At 56.2% G+C, this 16,689-nt stretch carries 18 protein-coding genes, 2 tRNA genes and 1 riboswitch; of the genes, 8 read left to right on the top strand and 12 right to left on the bottom strand.

Annotated features, from left to right (window positions below):
• The first annotated feature begins 4 nt into the window (after positions 1–4).
• A complete protein-coding gene (gene pgsA / locus OZ656_RS11255) occupies positions 5–559 on the top strand; it encodes a CDP-diacylglycerol--glycerol-3-phosphate 3-phosphatidyltransferase (protein WP_273031113.1) in 555 nt (184 codons plus the stop codon).
• Here pgsA and OZ656_RS11250 read toward each other — a convergent pair.
• From OZ656_RS11250 to thiB, 8 genes are read right to left on the bottom strand one after another with little or no spacing between them, the layout of a single operon-like run.
• On the bottom strand, positions 556–1,164 hold the full coding sequence (locus OZ656_RS11250) for an ABC-type transport auxiliary lipoprotein family protein (protein WP_379944487.1): 609 nt from the start codon (positions 1,162–1,164) through the stop codon (positions 556–558). The two genes, pgsA and OZ656_RS11250, sit on opposite strands and share 4 nt — an antisense overlap.
• Positions 1,161–2,099 (bottom strand): MlaD family protein, encoded by a 939-nt coding sequence (locus OZ656_RS11245; RefSeq protein ID WP_379944486.1) that lies wholly within the window; start codon positions 2,097–2,099, stop codon positions 1,161–1,163. Before OZ656_RS11245 ends, OZ656_RS11250 begins: the two co-directional genes overlap by 4 nt.
• Positions 2,099–2,893 (bottom strand): ABC transporter ATP-binding protein, encoded by a 795-nt coding sequence (locus tag OZ656_RS11240; protein WP_011784704.1) that lies wholly within the window; start codon positions 2,891–2,893, stop codon positions 2,099–2,101. Before OZ656_RS11240 ends, OZ656_RS11245 begins: the two co-directional genes overlap by 1 nt.
• A 3-nt stretch (positions 2,894–2,896) precedes the next feature.
• Positions 2,897–4,045: an ABC transporter permease gene (locus tag OZ656_RS11235; protein ID WP_011784705.1), complete on the bottom strand. Its 1,149-nt coding sequence runs from the start codon at positions 4,043–4,045 to the stop codon at positions 2,897–2,899.
• 36 nt (positions 4,046–4,081) lie between these two features.
• Entirely contained in the window at positions 4,082–4,696 is a 615-nt protein-coding gene (locus OZ656_RS11230) for an ATP-binding cassette domain-containing protein (RefSeq protein WP_153740141.1), read from the bottom strand.
• Positions 4,689–5,135: a hypothetical protein gene (locus tag OZ656_RS11225; protein WP_379944484.1), complete on the bottom strand. Its 447-nt coding sequence runs from the start codon at positions 5,133–5,135 to the stop codon at positions 4,689–4,691. The genes OZ656_RS11230 and OZ656_RS11225 overlap by 8 nt, the downstream gene beginning before the upstream one ends.
• Before the next feature lie 20 nt (positions 5,136–5,155).
• On the bottom strand, positions 5,156–6,355 hold the full coding sequence (locus tag OZ656_RS11220; RefSeq protein ID WP_379944483.1) for an ABC transporter permease subunit: 1,200 nt from the start codon (positions 6,353–6,355) through the stop codon (positions 5,156–5,158).
• Between the two features lie 4 nt (positions 6,356–6,359).
• The gene (gene thiB / locus OZ656_RS11215; protein WP_278349991.1) at positions 6,360–7,364 is read right to left on the bottom strand and encodes a thiamine ABC transporter substrate binding subunit; all 1,005 of its coding nucleotides are present in this window, start codon (positions 7,362–7,364) and stop codon (positions 6,360–6,362) included.
• 48 nt (positions 7,365–7,412) lie between these two features.
• A riboswitch (TPP riboswitch) is annotated at positions 7,413–7,504 on the bottom strand.
• 164 nt (positions 7,505–7,668) lie between these two features.
• On the opposite strand from thiB, the gene OZ656_RS11210 reads away from it, so the two are divergent.
• From OZ656_RS11210 to OZ656_RS11190, 5 genes are all read left to right on the top strand, one after another.
• Positions 7,669–8,412 carry a murein L,D-transpeptidase catalytic domain family protein gene (locus tag OZ656_RS11210; protein WP_278349990.1) on the top strand — a complete coding sequence of 248 codons (744 nt, stop codon included), beginning with the start codon at positions 7,669–7,671 and terminating at the stop codon, positions 8,410–8,412.
• A 128-nt stretch (positions 8,413–8,540) separates the two neighbouring features.
• Positions 8,541–8,616 (top strand) — tRNA-Gly (locus tag OZ656_RS11205).
• 57 nt (positions 8,617–8,673) lie between these two features.
• Positions 8,674–8,747: transfer RNA gene (locus OZ656_RS11200), tRNA-Cys, on the top strand.
• A gap of 281 nt (positions 8,748–9,028) precedes the next feature.
• Positions 9,029–10,519: a Fic family protein gene (locus tag OZ656_RS11195; RefSeq protein ID WP_199452636.1), complete on the top strand. Its 1,491-nt coding sequence runs from the start codon at positions 9,029–9,031 to the stop codon at positions 10,517–10,519.
• A 118-nt stretch (positions 10,520–10,637) separates the two neighbouring features.
• Positions 10,638–10,958, top strand: a complete 321-nt coding sequence (locus tag OZ656_RS11190) for a metallophosphoesterase (protein ID WP_379944482.1) — start codon at positions 10,638–10,640, stop codon at positions 10,956–10,958.
• 29 nt (positions 10,959–10,987) lie between these two features.
• Here OZ656_RS11190 and OZ656_RS11185 read toward each other — a convergent pair whose 3' ends face one another.
• Positions 10,988–12,718 carry a bifunctional diguanylate cyclase/phosphodiesterase gene (locus OZ656_RS11185; protein WP_286715376.1) on the bottom strand — a complete coding sequence of 577 codons (1,731 nt, stop codon included), beginning with the start codon at positions 12,716–12,718 and terminating at the stop codon, positions 10,988–10,990.
• A 149-nt stretch (positions 12,719–12,867) separates the two neighbouring features.
• Between OZ656_RS11185 and OZ656_RS11180 the strand changes: the two genes are divergently transcribed.
• Positions 12,868–13,719: a putative RNA methyltransferase gene (locus OZ656_RS11180; RefSeq protein WP_278349989.1), complete on the top strand. Its 852-nt coding sequence runs from the start codon at positions 12,868–12,870 to the stop codon at positions 13,717–13,719.
• On the opposite strand, the gene OZ656_RS11175 is transcribed toward OZ656_RS11180, so the two are convergent.
• The 3 genes from OZ656_RS11175 to OZ656_RS11165 all read right to left on the bottom strand — a co-directional run bounded on the left by OZ656_RS11175 (position 13,701) and on the right by OZ656_RS11165 (position 15,966).
• Positions 13,701–14,447: a DUF3581 family protein gene (locus tag OZ656_RS11175; protein WP_278349988.1), complete on the bottom strand. Its 747-nt coding sequence runs from the start codon at positions 14,445–14,447 to the stop codon at positions 13,701–13,703. The two genes, OZ656_RS11180 and OZ656_RS11175, sit on opposite strands and share 19 nt — an antisense overlap.
• A gap of 193 nt (positions 14,448–14,640) precedes the next feature.
• On the bottom strand, positions 14,641–14,847 hold the full coding sequence (locus OZ656_RS11170) for a cold-shock protein (RefSeq protein ID WP_011784828.1): 207 nt from the start codon (positions 14,845–14,847) through the stop codon (positions 14,641–14,643).
• A 246-nt stretch (positions 14,848–15,093) separates the two neighbouring features.
• Positions 15,094–15,966 carry a LysR family transcriptional regulator ArgP gene (locus tag OZ656_RS11165; RefSeq protein WP_278349987.1) on the bottom strand — a complete coding sequence of 291 codons (873 nt, stop codon included), beginning with the start codon at positions 15,964–15,966 and terminating at the stop codon, positions 15,094–15,096.
• An 89-nt stretch (positions 15,967–16,055) separates the two neighbouring features.
• Between OZ656_RS11165 and OZ656_RS11160 the strand changes: the two genes are divergently transcribed.
• A complete protein-coding gene (locus OZ656_RS11160; RefSeq protein WP_278349986.1) occupies positions 16,056–16,661 on the top strand; it encodes a LysE/ArgO family amino acid transporter in 606 nt (201 codons plus the stop codon).
• The last annotated feature ends 28 nt before the right edge of the window (positions 16,662–16,689 follow it).

The following is a 16,689-nucleotide window of genomic DNA, read 5'->3' as shown; positions in this document are numbered from 1 at the left end:
CACCATGAATTTACCGAACATACTGACCATGTCCCGTATCGTGATGATTCCGGTATTCGTGGTGATCTTTTACCTGCCGATGCAGTGGAGCTACCTGGTCAGCGCCATCATATTTGCTTTGGCGGGTCTGACGGACTGGCTGGACGGCTACCTGGCCCGCAAGCTGAACCAGAGTACGCCTTTCGGCGCCTTCCTGGATCCGGTGGCCGACAAACTCATGGTGGCAGTGGCGCTGGCGGTCCTGATCGAAGAGTATTCGGCGGTACTGCTGACAATTCCCGCCACCGTGATTATCGGTCGTGAAATCGTTATCTCCGCGCTACGTGAATGGATGGCCGAAATGGGCAGTCGCGCCAGTGTTGCCGTGTCCTATATCGGTAAGATCAAGACGACCGCTCAGATGGCGTCCATTGTGGGGTTGCTGGCGTTTCCGCCGGGTAATTTCTGGGCTTATGTGGCCATCGGTCTGCTATACATCGCAGCAGTGCTGACTCTGTGGTCCATGATTCTTTACCTTCGCGCCGCCTGGGCTGACCTGTTTCCGAAAGAGGCAGGTTAATTGGCCGGAGGTTCCTGGGCCACACACTGATGTGCCCAGGTGACGGTGGTCACGGATGAATGTGCACTGGCGTTACTGAAGGCCTTCATCAACTCCCCCAGCTCGGTGCTTTTTGCGTTCGCCCTGGCCTCATAACTCCTCACACACAAGCTCCGTCTGGTGCGATTATCCATGAGTTGCTGATGTTGCCTGATCACCACCCGGGTGCCGTTCTCACCGTTTTCAGCCTGAAATCCAGTCAGCTCGGAGACCAGGGTTAACTGCGACGTTGCCGGGCTGGTGTCGGTCATCACATTCGCGAACGCGCCGCTTGCCCGGAAGGTTTCCAACAGGTGATCGCGAACGACCACGGGAATACTCTCTCGCCATCGGGCGCCTGCCAGGGCCCGGTATTCGTAAGCCGACGGTTTAATCAGAATACGAGCGCTGTCCAGCGGGTCAGAAGCCAGTGGCGTATCTACCCGAAGGCTGGCCGGAAGCGCCTGTTCAAAAGCTGGCAAGTCACTCGCTGGTGCCAGCTCCATCAGGCGAGGGGATTCGGGCACCGGGAAGACCGTGCAGCCAGCCAGAACCAGGCCCAAGGCGAGAGCGGATAGCACTTTCATTGTTCGTACTCCTTGATGCCGGTGCCGCCCCACAAGGTTCCGGTGGGGTCCTGTTCCAGCCTGCGGGTAAATGAGTTCAGGTTGCGCAAGGTGCTACGCAGCTCCTGCAATGCAGGGGTTATTTCTCCCAGACCCTGAAGCCCGGCGTCCAGCGCCAGTTCGTTGTCGCCGGTGAGGGTGTCCAGTCGATCCAGGGTAGGTTGAAGGGTGGTCAGCGCCCTGGACATGGCCAGGAGAACCGGTTCCACCCGCTCATCCAGTACCTCTCGGGACCTGTCTGCTGCGGCAGACACCTTGATGGCAGCTTCTTCGGCACGGATGCCGGCGTCATCGAACCGGGTCATCAGCGCCTCAAGCTCGTCCCGGCTCGCCAGCAGGGATTCACTGGCCTGGCGGGTGTTTTGAAGAATTTCGGCAATGTTGCTCAGGTTGTCTTCGGACATTAGTCGGTTGGCATTCTCCAGCAACTGCTCTGCTTTGCTGAGCATGGCCTCGCCGTTGGTCAGCAGGTTACTGAAGGCCGAAGGCTCGGCGGCTATCAGCGGTGGATTGTCTTTGTGGCCTTCCAGAATGGGGCTGTCTGGTGTGCCTCCGGTAAACTGTATGCTCATGCTGCCGGTTATGTTGGCCAGGACCAGGCCCGCGCGGGTATTCTCCCGTACCGGAATATCCTGGTTCACCCTCACCAGTACCCGCACATGGGCGGGGTTGTCCGGCGCCAGGGTAAGATCCAGCACGTCGCCCACCGGGACGCCGGTATAGAGGACCGGGTTACCCTTGGCCAGCCCGCCAACCGGGTGATCAAACCCGATCCGGTAATAGGCCCAGTTGGTGTCGGTAGATGATTTTCCAAGCCACAGGGCAAACAGCAAGGCAGCGCTGACTGCCGCAAGCGTGAAGAATCCGATGATAACGTGATGGGCCTTGGGCTCCATTAACCGGGCTCCTGTTTGGTTAGCCTGTTGTGGGCTGTAATCGCCGCGCGGCCACGGGGACCATGGAAGTAGTCCTGAATCCAGCGATCGTCGGTTTGTGCCACCTTTTCCAGAGTATCGGCAACCAGCACCCTGCGTTGAGACAGAACCGCAACACGGTCACAGGTGGTGTACAGGGTATCCAGATCGTGGGTAACAAGAAATACCGTCAGGCCCAGTGCGTTGCGAAGGGTGACAATCAGCTCGTCAAAGGCGGCAGCGCCGATCGGGTCCAGACCGGCGGTTGGTTCATCCAGAAACAGGATTTCCGGGTCCAGCGCCAGCGCCCGGGCCAGGGCCGCCCGCTTGACCATACCGCCGGAGAGTTCGGCCGGGTATTTCGTGGCGGCTTCTGGTGGCAGGCCGGTCAAGGCCAGCTTCATTCGGGCCAGTTCCTCCGCTTCGGCCCGCGACAGTCGGGCGTGTTCAATCAGCGGCAGCGCGATGTTCTGCTCAAGGTTCAGTGACGTGAACAAGGCGCCGCCCTGAAACAGAACCCCGAAACGTTGCTCATAGCGAGAGCGTTCGGTGGCGGATAGTTCCGTCAAATCTTCACCAAAAACGGTGATGTGCCCGCCGGATGGTGGATTCAGGCCAACAATACTGCGCAGTAGAACGGACTTGCCGGTGCCGGAGCCGCCGACCACACCAAGAATCTCCCGGGGATACAGATCCAGATCGAGTTTCTCATGAACGATGTGGCTGCCGAACCGGTTGTCGAGTGCACGTACCTGTATGACCGGATGATCCGCCATGCCTTACCAACCCATTTCCATGAAAAACAGCGCTGCCACGGAATCCAGCAGTATCACCATAAAGATAGACTGCACCACGCTGGAGGTGGTGTGTTCCCCGACAGACTGAGCACTGCCGGCCACTTTGAAGCCTTCCAGGCAACCAATGACGGCGATCAGAAATGCGAACACCGGCGCCTTGCCAAGGCCGACCAGGAAGTGCTTCAGGGCAATATCCCGTTCGACAATGGCAATGAACTGGCTGGGCGGAATGTCCAGAGCCACCGCGCAGACCACAGCCCCACCGACCATGCCCGAGATCATGCCGATAAACGTGAGAATGGGGAGGCTGAACATCATCGCCAAAACCCGGGGAACGACCAGCAGTTCCACCGGATTGAGCCCCAGGGTGCGAATAGCGTCGAGTTCTTCATTGACTTTCATGGCGCCAATCTGTGCGGTGAAGGCACTGGCGGTTCGGCCGGCCAGCAGGATGGCTGCCAGAAGTACGCCGAACTCCCGCAGGAATGAGAACGCCACCAGATCCACGGTGTAAATGGTCGCGCCAAAGTCTTCAAGAACTGTCGCGCCAAGAAACGCAACCACGGCGCCAACCAGAAAGGTAAGCAGGGCAACAATGGGCAGGGCGTTCAGGCCGGTGTCGTGTAGTGCCGCCACAAAGGGCGTTATACGCCAGCGAGTAGGCCGGGGCAGGATGTAGAACAGCGTGCCCAGCGTCTGGCCAATAAACCCGGCCAGCAACCAGACAAGTTGCCCCAGCGTGGTCACCTTCTTTCCTATCTCCGCCAGAAACGCCACGACCGGGTTAACGGTTGCGACCGCCGCCGATGGCTGGTTCATGGCTTCAGCAACCGCCTGTATCAGGGCGCGCTGTTCATCCGGTAATTCAGCTCGTTGCAGAGCGCTGATCAGAGCGTCGCTGCCAAGCAATTTCACCATCAACGAGGCGCCGGCGGTGTCCAGGCGGCCCAGGCCGGAAAAATCCGGGTTGCAGGCGGCTGCGCGAGGTTTCAGGGCAGTTGTTTGCCGATTCAGGACGGAATAGTGGGACAGAGTCCAGTCGCCGGAAAACTTCAGCGTATGGCCACCGAATTCGGCGTTACCGGGAGTGTGGGCGCCAAGTGGCTGAGATAGGCCTGGTTCATTTGCCACGGAGTCACGGAGTCCCTGTTTGAGTTCTCTGAAAGCTTAAAGATTCCAGTGGCTGTCTGCCAGTATTCTGCGTTCTTCTTCATCGTGACTGGCCAGTAGCATGGTGATGCCCCGGGCTTTCTCTTCCAGCAGCATGGCGTACAGAATCTTCCGGGTCTCGGTGTCCAGGCCAGTCATCGGCTCATCCAGCAAGAGCAATGGTTGGCGCCGCAGGATGGCTCGCAGCAAGGCAACGCGCTGGCGTTGGCCACCGGAAAGCTCGCCAGGCATTCTGGGACCGAAACCTGCTAACCCGGTGCGTTCCAGTCCGGCTTCAATGGCGTGGCGTTGAGATTCATCCAGCTTGAGGCCGGGGTGAATGCCAAGGCCAATATTGGTGAAGACATCCAGGTGCTCGAACAGGTTGTGTTCCTGGAACACGCTCGTGACCGGGCGCTGCCAGGGCTTTAGCAAGTGGATCGGCTTGTCCTGCCAGAGAATCCGGCCGCTGGCTGGCGGGAGAAAACCTGTAACCAAACTGAGCAGGGTTGATTTGCCGGAACCGCTGGGGCCCTGGATGGCCAGACATTCGCCGGCAGGCACGGAAAAATCGAATCGCCAGAGACGACCGTCAGGCCCATACTCGAAGGCCAGATCTTTGATCTCAAGCATGTTCAGGCTCCGGCAGTGGTTGGCTCGCAGCGGAAGTTGTTCTGGACTTAATGCCGGGAACACGGGAGAGCGATACAAAGATCAGTACCAGCAGCCCCAACAGCCAGAGCCCGGTACCTGCAGCTTCCGCCAACCGGTAACTGCCCAGTTGCTGATAAAGCAAAACCGGGAGCGTCGGTTTGCCCGGGCTGCCGAACAGGGCGATAACACCGAAGTCACCCAGAGATAATGCCACACCATACGCCAGGGCCAGAGCAACTGGACGGCGCAGATGCGGCCAATACAGCCATCGCCATCGATACCAGCCCAGGAGGCCCAGTTGGTCTGCCTGTTTGAGTGATCCGGCGTCCAGGCTTGCGAGAGGTCCGCGCAATATCTGTAGCACAAACGGCACGGCCATCAGCCCGTTGATCAGTGCCACCAGGAACCAGCCCTGCATGGTGTTCCCCAATTGCGGCCTTAACAGAATAAAAGCCCGGTCCCCAGTACCAGAGGCGGTACGATCAATGGGAGATAGCCAGTGACGGCCGGCACTATGGCCAGCCAGCGCAGACGAGCCCTGTTGGTTGCCGCCAGGGTTAGCAAGGCAACGACCACCGAACCGAGCCCGGCTGGAAGGGCGATTAACAGGCTGCGAGCGGTGGCCGGCAATAGCTGTTGATAAATAGAAGTAGCATCCGCCGTTGGCCACAAGGCCGGTAAACCGCGCAGAATAATAGCCAGTAGTGGCGCGACCAGAAAGGCCGTGAAAATCGCCAGGAGCAGACTTGCTGAAAACCCTTGCCAGCGCCGTGCGAACAGAGGGACCTGACGCGATAGCCGTCGGTTTGGCAGTACCGCGGTGTCCAGGCGTTTCCGGAAAACCAGCCACCAGAGGCTGCCACAGATCAACAGCTGCAGAATGGCAAACAGTGCGGCACGGGCGAAATCGAATTCAAAGCGCAGTGCCTGGTAGATGGCGACTTCCAGGGTGGTTGTTCCTGGCCCTCCGCCCAGCGTCATGATGATGGCAAAACTGGTGAAGCAGAGCGTGAACACCAGTGCCGCCACGCCGGGCAGGACCGGTTTGATGGCGGGCCAGTGTACCGCACGCCACAGCCACCAGCCGCCGAGCCCAAGCTGAGAGGCGGTTCTCATTCGTGGCGCGGGTATGGAATCCAGAGCCTGCAACAGGATTCGGGCCGCCAGTGGCGCATTGAAGAACACGTGGGCGAGCAGAATGCCGTTCAGCCCATAAAGATTCCATCCATTTACAGGAACCCAGATATTGAGCAGGCCGGTGAACCAGCCCTGCCGACCAAACACCGCTATGATGCCTGAGACTGCCACGATAGTGGGTAAGACCAGACTCAACTCCATCAGCCGCAGAATCAATGTGCGACCAGGGAAGCTTCTGTAGCGGGCGAGGGCGGTCGCTACCGGGAGCGCCAGCGCCAGGCTTAACAGGACAGATAAAAAGGCCTGCCAAAGGGTAAATCGGACCACGCTCTGGAAATAGGAGCTTGCTAACGTGCGCCCCGGATCCAGCTCTCCGGCCTCCTGTAGTATGCTCAACAAGCCAAGTGCCACGAGCAGCAATAGCCCGGTGCCGAGTAACAGGCCAGGCCAGATTTGCCAGCCAGGATGGCTGAAGGGGGCGGCTCTCGCGTGTGTTGGCATCACTTCAGTCGGTCAGTGCATCAAGCCAGTCGTTCACCAACTGTCGGCGAATGGTGGCAACTTTCGCGGGGTCTATATACAGGGCTTCGGATGGTGTAATCAGCTTGTCGAAAACGTCTGGCAATTCATCGCCAAGATCAACCGCCGGATACATCACATTCTTCAGTGGAATATGACGCTGGAAGTCCGCGGTCAGCATGAAGTCCAGAAACTCTCTGGCAAGTGTCTTGTTATCGGAGCTTTCCACCAGGGCGGCGACTTCCACCTGCAGGTAATGTCCTTCATTGAAACGGGCCGCCTGATAACGGTCAGTTTTGTCGATAGCCATGTGATACGCAGGAGAAGTGCTGTAAGAGAGGATCATAGGCGCTTCGCCATTCATGAATAGCGAGAAATAACCGTCACTCCAGCTTTGGGTGGTTGCGAGAATCTTGTCGCTGAGCTGCTGCCACTTTGCTGGCGCTTCATCACCATAGACGGCATGCATCCAGAGCAACAGGCCGAGTCCCGGTGTGCTGGTGCGCGGATCCTGAATAATGATCTTGAGATCGTCTGGCGCGTTGACCAGTTCTTCAAGGCTTGAGGGCGGCTCCGACAACTGCTCGGTATCGTAGACAAAGGCAAAATAGCCCCAGTCGTAGGGCACGAAAGTGTCGTCGTCCCAGTCAACAGGCAATGCCAGGCGTTCCAGTGATTGGCCGTGGCGGCCCAGAAGGCCGGTTTGCCGAGCGGTCTCCATGGTGCCGGTATCCAGCCCCAGAACCACATCTGCCGGGGTGGAGCTTCCTTCCAGCCGGAGCCTTTGCAGAATGTCTCCGCCGCTGTCCAATACCGTGTAGTTCAGGGAGCAGCCGCATTGGGCTTCAAACGCCTCTTTAACCGCGGGCCCCGGGCCCCATTCGGCGGCAAAGGAGGGATGGGTATACACATTCAGGCCGGTCGGTTCATCGGCGGCAACCATCAGCGGCAGCGACACGGCGAACAACGCGGGAATCAAGCGTGAAATCATACATTGGCACCTTGTTCAGTAGTGGGGGTGCCATGCCGCGAACACCACGAAAGGTGGTGACTCAATCCCTACGCCGGTATTAACCGGGTCAGGTTCCGCGGGTATGGTCTCAGCCCTTCCAGGCACCCCGTTGAGTTGAGTCAATGCTATCACGCCGGAGCCACACCCCGGAATTCGTATGTTTGATTACTGCTTGTTTATTTTTTGTACGGCGATGACGGGTGTCTCATTTTTTATTGGTAGAATAGGGCATTTTTTGATCTGCGGATTTATGCAGCTTCTATCTGGTTGAGAGGTAAGTTTGATGCCCAAGCATCACAAACGACGAGGAATTTCTGCTCTGGTTGCAGGCGCGCTTTTTACCCTTGGGTTGTCGGCCGCAGGCCACGCCCAAACCGCGAACGATGATATGTTTGGACGTTTGGCTTCCGCGGCTCCCAAGCTCAGCCCGCAGGTTCTCGAAGCCGCACTCAAGGCAACCCGTTGCGCCATCAGCAATGGCACAGCCATGCCGGAGCGGCTGGCTGTGATCGACTTCTCTTTGCCGTCCTCGAAAGAAAGGCTGTGGCTGTTTGATCTGAACGAAGGAGAATTAATCCTTCGTGACCTCGTGGCTCACGGTAAAAACTCCGGTAATGCTGAGGCAACCGCATTTTCCAATATCGAGGGCAGTCACCAGTCCAGTATCGGCCTGTTCAAAGCCGCCGAATCCTATCGGGGTTCCCATGGCTATTCGTTACGCCTTGACGGACTGGAACCGGGTTTCAACGATCTTGCTCGTCAGCGGGCGATTGTTATCCATGGTGCAGACTACGTTCAGGACAGCTGGGTAACACAGTACGGCAGAATCGGCCGTAGTCATGGCTGCCCGGCGGTAGACAATCAAATCATCAAAACCGTGGTAGACGAGCTCAAGGGCGGACAGCTGGTGTTTAAATACTATCCCGATCAGGAATGGCTCCAGTCCTCCAGTTACCTGAACTGCGATTCCGCCGGGCAGCTGGCCGGCGCGCGTAATGCAACAGCGGTGGCTGGGGATCGATCCTGAATCGTTGCTGGCTAAACTTTGTGCAGATTTTCAGTAAAAACAGAAAGTTGAAAAAAAGGTGTTGACGGCGAAGGCGGAATCCGTAGAATACGCAGCCGTTGACGAGGCAATGCCTCTGAAACATTAGAGCGGGAATAGCTCAGTTGGTAGAGCACAACCTTGCCAAGGTTGGGGTCGCGAGTTCGAATCTCGTTTCCCGCTCCAATTTCTCCAAGTCTCTCAATGCCTCCTGAGAGCAAAAGCCAGAATCCAGGCTTCCCCGGCGCGGTGGCAGAGTGGTTATGCAGCGGACTGCAACTCCGTGTACGCCGGTTCGATTCCGACCCGCGCCTCCATTTTACCCTTGCTTTTCAGTTGCTTACGATTTCGGAAAATAACCGGCGTCTTTCCCGCGAACGTTTTCCTAATTTTTTCCATCTCTCTCAGCGATTTCAGCGTCGATTTTGACTATAACGGCGAGATGATTTCCTGCTCTCGCTTTTAGTGCCTCGCAGCAGGTACAGTCAATGTGAGCACCCGGACCTTGCGTGTAAAAAATGTTGCCTATATTATCAAAAGTGTAAAAAAAGGGAGTTTCGTGTAAATAAAGTTTTGGCGAGGGGATGAAAGGGAAAACATGCAGTACGCAGGTTACGCACATCTTATTAATCAGGACAGTATCTCGGCCATAGCGCCGGCGATATCTGCGGAAGTGCGCTCGGTCACCCGCAAGGAAACCATCGGCCAGACTATTGCTGTGCCCGCAAAGCTGGCCCCGGCCCCGGACGATCGCCTGGGGCACGTTCTGTTTGCCATCAAACACGAAGGTATCAACTTGCAAGTATTGGCCCAGGCACTGCCGGCCATCCCAGAGCCTGAGATCCGGCAGGCCTTTGATGCCTCCCCAAACAGCCAATACCTGCGCAAGGCCTGCTTCCTGTGGGAACACTTTACCGGTGAGACGATTCGACGCGCCACGGAGAGCATCCAGCAGGCTTACGTGCCGTTGTTTAACCCCAAAGCCTACATTACCGGCCAGGGACAGAAGAATCCCCGTTGGCGAGTGATATTCAATGGCCTGGGCACACTGGATTACTGCATCACAGTGCGGCGAACCAGAGAGCTTCAGGCGTTGCTTGATGAACACTTGCTGCAAAAAGCAACCGAGTTTACCGAGTCGCTGCCGAAAGACATTCTTAACCGCACGCTGGCCTGGGCCTACCTGCACGAAACTAGGGATTCCTACGCCATTGAAAACGAAGCACCGTCGGAAGATAAAGCCACCCGCTTTGTGAACCTGCTGAAACAGGCCCACAGCCCCCGAAAACTGGATGAAGACTACCTGGTAGACCTGCAAAACGCCGTTATCAGCAACGTGTTCTCCCAGGCGGTGTCTTTCCGAACGGAACAGAACTATCTCAGTAACGGCCTGCGCGGTGCGCTGGGTGTTAGCTATGTGCCGCCGGCCCCGGAACTCTCGCGTTCCTTGATGGAACATCTGATGGTGCTGGCAAACCAGCAGCCGGAAGATACGGACCCACTGGTATTGGCCAGCATCGTATCTTTTGGTTTTGTTTTTGTTCATCCCTTTATGGACGGCAATGGCCGCCTGTCCCGGTTTTTGTTTCACCAGGTACTGTGCCAGCGTGGAGCCCTTCAGAATGGCCTGGTGCTTCCTGTATCCATAGTGTTACGCCAGAATGAATCCGAATATCTAGGTGTGCTGCAAGCGTTTTCGGAACAAGCGAGGCAGTACTGGGATGTTACTTACATCGACGAAAACCAGTTTCAGTTCGAATTTAAGGGCCATGAAGCCCTTTACCGGTACTGGGATGGCACCCACTGCGCAGAATTTATGGCCCGTGCAACCAAACAGGCTATTGAACAACACCTGAAAGAAGAGACCGTGTTCCTCACGCGGTACGACGAAATCTACCGCCGCATAGACCAGTCCTTCGATATACCCAACACCGATCTCTCCAGGCTGGTGATGTTCTGCCTGGACCAGAACGGCCGCATTTCGAATCACCGACGCAAGCAATATCAGTACAAGGTTCCAGAAGAGATCTTCGATGCGCTGGAACAGGCATATCGAATCCTGGTAAATGAAGACATCAAGCCTATGTAGCAGCGAGGGCTTCTACCCCTGATTGTCGAAAAAGGGTTACCGAAATTGCCAACAGCTTGCTGTTATCTTGTATACAGTGGAGCGAAATCTCTAACCCATTAAACACAGATTGAATGAAATGAAATTGGTCTGTATTTCCGACACCCACAGCCTGCATAGGTGCATTCCAGGCATCCCGGACGGTGATGTGCTGATTCATGCCGGGGACTGCCTGGGGCAGGGTACGTTAGAAAACGTCATAGACTTCAACGACTGGCTTGGGACTTTGCCTCACAGGCACAAGATTGTTGTTGCCGGTAACCATGACTGGGCTTTTCAGGAAACTCCGGAACTCGCGCGGCAGGCATTAACCGAAGCCATCTATTTGGAAGACAGCGGTGTTGAAATCGAGGGAGTCCGATTCTGGGGGCCCCCTGGCGTACCCCTTCAGCAAGGCTAATCCGAATGAAATCAGGCTTCGTTCGTTGCTTATAAATTGCGCGAAGTCCGGAGCTTCATAAACGCCTCTGCCGCTTTCGCCGGCATCGGTTTGGCGTAAAGAAAGCCCTGAGCGAAATCGCAACCGAGATCACGTATCAGCTTTGCCTGTTGCTCCGTCTCTACACCTTCTACAAGAATGCTCAACCCGAGACTCTGGCCGACCGTAACCATGGCTTTCATGATGGACATGTCGCTTTCGTTTTCCATAGCATAGTGAAGGAAGCTTCGATCGATCTTGATGCTGCATACCGGCAGCTTCCGAAGATAAACCAGGGAAGAGTAACCAGTGCCGAAGTCGTCAATGGATATATGGAGCCCCGCAGCCTTGAGGCGCTCCAGTTGCCTGGTTTGGCTTTCTTCACTGCCAAACACCTCGTTCTCCGTGAGCTCCACCCCGAGTTGCTCAGGTTTCAAGCCATAGTGTTGGATGGTTTCCAGGATCTGGTCAGCCAGGTGTGGATTGGTCAGTTGGCGACCGGACAGATTGACATCAATACGCACGCCCGCGAGCTCAGTTCCCTGCCAGGCTTTGAGCTGTTTGCATGCGGCATCGATGACCCAGTCACCGATACGGTTTATAAGTCCGGATTTTTCAGCGACCGGGATAAATGTCGCCGGAGAGACAAGGTTTGATGCTTTATCGAAACATCGTAAAAGCGCCTCGCAGGAGGTCGTCCCACCAGTTCTCAGGTCTATTTGTGGCTGGTAGTAAAGCTCCAGGCCACCATTTGTCAGGGCCTGGCGCAGCAGGGCGGTTATCTGTTGGTATTCGACCAGCCGGTCGTTGATATCAGAGGTGTAGAAGCAGACCGTATTTTTTCCGATCTCCTTTGCGCGGTACATGGCCGCGTCTGCGTTGCCCATGAGTTCTGCTACGGTGCCGCCATTGTGTGGGTAAAGGCTGACGCCAAAACTTGCCGATACCTGATAGCAATCACCTTGAAGCTGCACTTTGTTTTCCAGCGCCTTGATCAGACGCTGGAGCAATTCATGAATTCCCTCTGGGCCGTCAAAATCAAACAGAAGAAGCACGAACTCGTCGCCTCCGAAACGGCTGAGCAGATCGCTGTGCCTTAGTTCCTGCTTTAGAATGTCGGCTACCGATTTAAGGAGGGTGTCGCCGTGATGGTGGCCGAGGGTATCGTTGATCAGTTTGAAGTTGTCCAGATCCAGAAAGATCACGGCAACTTCACGATCCTGGCGTTCTGCCTCCGCCAAACGGCTTTCAAGCTCAGATTCCATCAAACGGCGGTTGGGCAGCCCGGTAAGGTCATCAAAACTGGCGCGGTGGACCAGCTCTTCCCTGGTTTGCTTCTGCTCTTCCAGGCTGATGTCGATACAGAACATCTCGCACTCGCCAGTGTCCTGTTTGATCATGACGTGACTGGAATAAACCGGCACCAGATGGCCCGCCTTATGTTTCAGTTCCAGTTCTTCCGAGGGAATGCTGATGTTGTGATCAAGCCAGTTAGTATGGGCCTCAATGACGGCTGCGCGCATGGGCTCCGGAATAATCAGGTCCTCCAGCAGCTCTCCCTGAGCCTCAGTTCTGGAGTACCCATACAATCGTGTGCTGGCTTCATTCCAATAGATGACCCTCCGATTCCGGTCGTAACCCTGAACGGCAACCATCGGCAGGCTCTCAATCAACTCATGGAACTTTTGTTCACTTTGCTCCGATTGTGACGGTAACGACGATCTGTCCTTATTCCTCTCCATGACGGACGAGACTCCTCCCGGTGGGTGAGAACGCATCTAAGCGTTTTCGAGTCATTCACAACAAGAATAGGAAGCCATTCCGCAGTTTGCGAGCCTGATGGGGTATTCCTTGTTAGAATGGCCCGGCATTTCCAACGTTTGGACGCTCAGTGAACATCACTTCCTTCGAATCCCTCGCCTGCCCACTCGACGGCAACCCGCTGCAGCGGGTAGATAAAGCCTGGCGATGTCCGCAGGGCCATAGCTTCGACATTGCGCGGCAGGGTTACGTACATTTGCTGCCGGTTCAGAAAAAGCGCTCGAAAGATCCCGGCGACAGTAAAACCATGGTGGCGGCGCGCCAGCGCTTTCTTGAGGCGGGGTACTATCGCCCGATTGCGGATGCCGTGTCGGCTGCAATCCTGAACGACGCTGCGACGGGCAGCGAACTCAGTTGTCTGGATGCCGGCTGTGGTGAGGGCTATTATCTGCGCCAACTAGCGTCCCAGGAGGACGAAATCTCACTATCGTTGCTCGGACTGGACATTTCCAAGTGGGCGGTGCTGGCGGCGGCGCGCAGGGAAAAGCGCGCATGTTGGGTGGTTGGCAGCAATGCTAATCTGCCGGTGTTGTCGGCTTCAGTGGACCGTCTTCTTTGCCTTTTCGGATTTCCGGTGTATCCGGAGTTTGCCCGGGTTATGCGGCCGGGTGGGCGACTGGTGCAAGTAGACGCCGGCCAGGATCATCTGAGGGAGTTGCGGGAGATTGTCTATCCGGAAGTTCGCGCAGACTCTCGTAAAGTGGCTCTGGTACCAGAAGGATTTCGGCGAATTGGCACCCAGGATTTACGCTTTACACTGCATCTCGAGGGCGCCGATCCTATTGCCGATTTATTGGCAATGACCCCGCACCTCTACCGGGCGAGTGCGGAAGGCAGGGCACGGGCTGCGGCGCTGAAAACGTTATCGGTAACCGTGGATGTCTGCCTGCAAACGTTTGAACGTTACAATCCGGCAGGTTGATCCTCGCTCTCTATCCCCCAGCGGGTACCCCTTGCCTTGAGCCGGTAGAATTCTTCGACGATGCCGGCCATGGCTTCAGGGCAGTATTCCCGAAGGCCAGCCAGCACCAGGCGCTTGGAAACCTCGCCAACGGTTTTTCCAGAAGACTGCAAATTGTATTCGAGCGTTACGTTGCCGCGTTTCCCCGCAACTTCCAGATCCGCATTATTCAACTCAAGGTCTGGCTGAGGGTTCTCCAGCTGCGTGAGAGCCAGGCTCATGCTCTCATACATCACCATTGGCCGGTCGGGATTGAACATCACCCCGTGTGATTCCATCAAGGGCTTGAGCGTGTGCGGAAAGTTTTTCCCGGACGCCGCAACATAGCACCGACTGAACTCTTCAATCACTTTTTCATCCCGGGTTACCGCGCCTTTACGGGTAACTTCCAGGTAGACCTTACCGGCTTCGTCGACAACGTTGATGGCTTCGCCATTTTCGCTTTCGCGGAACTCAAGCGGAACCTCGGCACCAAGCAGGTTACGGAACTTGAAGGTCATATTTTCTGAGAGCCCGAAACGGGACACCACAATGGTGAACAGAAGGTCGCCGGGCACGCAAAAACGACGGGCGTCCGGATCGTGGATCGGATTGAAGTCCCCGGCGATCTCTTTGGCAAAGTAGCTGGCCTGGGGTGCGGAAATCACAATACGTCCGTCCTGGACGGAATAGAACTGTTCAGAAAACATGGTGGGCCTTTTCTGGTTTGCTGAGCCTCGAGGGCCTGGGGAGTGAATTCACCCGAGCAGGCATTATAGGCCTTAGCGTGGCTCAAGGTGAGCCCGACCATGGTACTAATAAGGATGAATACGGACTAACACGGAATTTCAGGCAACAAAAAAGGCAGCCGAAGCTGCCTTTTTGATCGTACTGGGCTGTTAATTACAGACCAACTACGTTTTCCGCCTGAGGACCTTTCTGGCCCTGAGTCACGGTGAATTCAACCTGCTGGCCTTCTGCCAGAGTCTTGAAGCCGCCGCCCTGAATGGCGCTGTAGTGAACGAAAACGTCCGGGCCGCCTTCACGAGTGATAAAGCCGAAGCCTTTGGATTCGTTGAAGAACTTAACAGTACCGGTAACAGTAGACATATTTTACTATCCTGAATTCAATCATTTAATGTGCCGCCTGATCTCGTTGTGAGGGCAGGTCAGCGGTGTGCGGAAACATAAAAACTGGCGTGATCAAAAACAGGACGAACACTACTTATAACAACAGGGATGCGTCTTATTGATGAATGCTTTGCTAAATCTTTCCAACGACCGCCACTGTACTCCTGTCTGGATGGTTTGCATAGCTATTTTTTCTAGGCAGATACCCTGATCACCAGAAACCACTTAAACCAGCCCGTTAGAATCCTGAAGTTTCCGGGTCAACCGAGACATCAACTCCCCACCGTGCCGCCAGAAGTGCCAGTAAAGCGGTACTTCCAGGCCGCTGCCAGGGGCGATATTAACCAGTTGATTTGCCTGGATATGCTCCCGGGCCTGAATTTCCGGAATCATTCCATAGCCCATGCCGGCCAGCGCGAGCTTTACGAAGCCTTCGGATGAGGGGCACAGGTGGTGCGGAAATTTGCCCTGATAGCCTACCTGGGCCAGAAATCGATGCTGGAGTTGGTCGTTGGGGCCAAACACAATGGCGGGCGCGGATTGCAGGCTCCCGTTGTTCAGCCCGTCTGGAAAATAGCGGCGGGTATACTCCGGTGTGGCCAATGGCAGATACGTCATCACTCCCAGCGGTATGCACCGGGCGCCGGCAACCGGCTGAGGGCTGCTGCAAAGGCAGGCGGCTACGTCGCCCTCGCGCATGCGCCGCAGTCCTACGTCCTGGTCTTCTACCACCATGTCCAGAAGTATTCCTTCTTCGGTACAGAAGTCGCCGACGGCAGAGGCCCACCAGGTTGCGAGGCTGTCGGCATTGAGCGCGACGCGAAATCGAGTGGCTGGTTCGGCCAGGGAGGGAATGGAACTGGTCAGGTCGCGTTCCAGCAGGCGCACCTGATGAACATGATTGAGTAATCTCTGGCCTGCGGGCGTTGCTCTCGGAGTCTGGCTTCGCACCAGCACAGGTTGGCCAAGCCTGACTTCAAGTGTACGAATTCGCTGAGAAATGGCGGACTGGCTAATGCCCAGCATGTCGCCGGCTTTGTCAAAACCGCCGGCGTCGACCACGGCCGCAAGGGCTTCCAGCAATTTGTAGTCAAGCATAAGAAAAACTTATCAGGTATTAACAGGATGAATTTCAAGTATAGCGGTAACGGGGTAGGCTTTCGTCATTAATCATAAGGAGTGCAGTGGTGTTTGAGAGTTATCTGACAGGCCTGGTTGTGTGTGGCGGTATCATCGTGGCTATTGGTGCCCAGAATGCCTACGTTCTCAGCCAGGCCATTCGTCGTGAACACCATTGGTGGTCAGCAGGTTTGTGTATGACTTCGGATATCCTGCTGTTCACCCTGGGCATGTTTGGCGTGAGTGCAGCACTGATGGCCATGCCCGAGGCGCTGGATGTGCTCAGGTGGTTGGGCGTGGCGTTCCTGGGGCTGCTCGCAGGCCAGGCGTTCTATCGGGTTTTGAGGGGGCGCGCGTCGCTGGAGGCCGGGGAAGCTCGGCGCAGCACCGTCAAAGGTGTGATCCTTACAACATTGGCTGTCACCTTGCTGAACCCCCAGGTTTATCTGGACACGTTACTGCTGATTCCGGCCGTGGGTGCTCAGCAGCAGGATCCGGCCACGTTTGTGGCAGGTGCCAGCAGCGCGTCCGTGCTTTGGTTTGGTGCGCTGGCCTGGGCCGGTTCCCGACTGGCGCCATGGCTAGCCAGGCCTGCGGCGTGGCGTGTGATTGACGGTGTTATCGGCCTGATGATGGCTGCGATTGCTATTCAGCTCGCTGCAGGAGGGCTGTAACCCTATATCCTCTTTGCGCCTGAGATCG

Origin of the sequence: Marinobacter sp. LM1 (assembly GCF_042763285.1) — a bacterium.
Taxonomy (GTDB): Bacteria; Pseudomonadota; Gammaproteobacteria; order Pseudomonadales; family Oleiphilaceae; genus Marinobacter; species Marinobacter nauticus.
The sequence above is the reverse complement of the archived record's forward strand: the minus strand, read 5'-3'. Positions and strand labels throughout refer to the sequence as shown.